The organism is Acidovorax sp. KPB24-07 (assembly GCF_057543315.1).
Genome location: NZ_BAAJYS010000779.1, coordinates 1 through 939, shown reverse-complemented (window position 1 = coordinate 939; position 939 = coordinate 1). Strand labels below are relative to the sequence as shown.

Sequence of the window (939 nt, the reverse complement as noted above, 5' to 3'; positions counted from 1 at the left end):
GGGGCCACGCAAGCGCGCCGCCGCCGCAGCAGCAGACCCCTCGCCCGCCCCCGTCGTCACTCCAGCATTTCCACCCGCAGCCGCACCGGCGCCTGCACGCACAGGCCCGGCACCTCGCGCAGTTGCTCCAGCACCGCCTGCACCTGCGCATCGGCGGCCTCGTGCGTGAGCGCCAGCACCTGGTCCACGGCCGCATCGCCCTGCGCCGCACCAACGGCATGCACCCTCATCGATTTCACCGCGACTCCGGCGCGCGCCAGATGCTCCGACACCACCCCGATGGCATCCGCCCGCCCCGCCGCCACCGGCACGCGCAGGTAATGCCGCGTGCGCACATCCCCGATGGATTTCACCGCCCGGTCCTGCTGCGCATGCGGATGGAACGCCAGGTGCGGCACGCGGTGCGCGGCGCTGCCGTCGGCCGCCAGGCGCGCCACGTCCACCAGATCGGCCACCACGGCCGACGCGGTGGGCTCGGACCCTGCGCCCGCGCCGTAGTACATCGTCACGCCACAGGCATCGCCCTTGACCAGCACCGCGTTCATCGAGCCGTCCACCTGCGCCAGCAGGTGCCGTGCAGGCACCAGGGCGGGGTGCACACGCAGCTCCACGCCCTGGTCTTCGCCCTCGCCCGCCTCCAGATTCCGGCGCGCCATGCCCAGCAGCTTGATGCGAAAGCCCAGCGCTTCGGCGCACGCCACGTCGATCGCCTGCAGCCCGCGGATGCCCTCCACGTGCGCCCGCTCGAAGCGCACCGGCATGCCGAACGCGTTGGCCGCCAGCAGCGTGGCCTTGTGCGCGGCGTCCACGCCGTCCACGTCGAACGATGGGTCGGCCTCGGCATAGCCCAGCGCCTGCGCCTGGCCGAGCGCTGCCGCGAAGTCCAGCCCCTCGTCGCGCATCTGGGTCAGGATGAAATTGGTGGTGCCGTTGATGATG

At 72.5% G+C, this 939-nt stretch carries 1 protein-coding gene; it reads right to left on the bottom strand.

The window, feature by feature from the left end:
* Positions 1-56: 56 nt before the first annotated feature.
* The coding region (locus AC27IQ_RS25735) for a homoserine dehydrogenase (RefSeq protein ID WP_487091332.1) at positions 57-939 on the bottom strand (883 nt) is incomplete at its 5' end.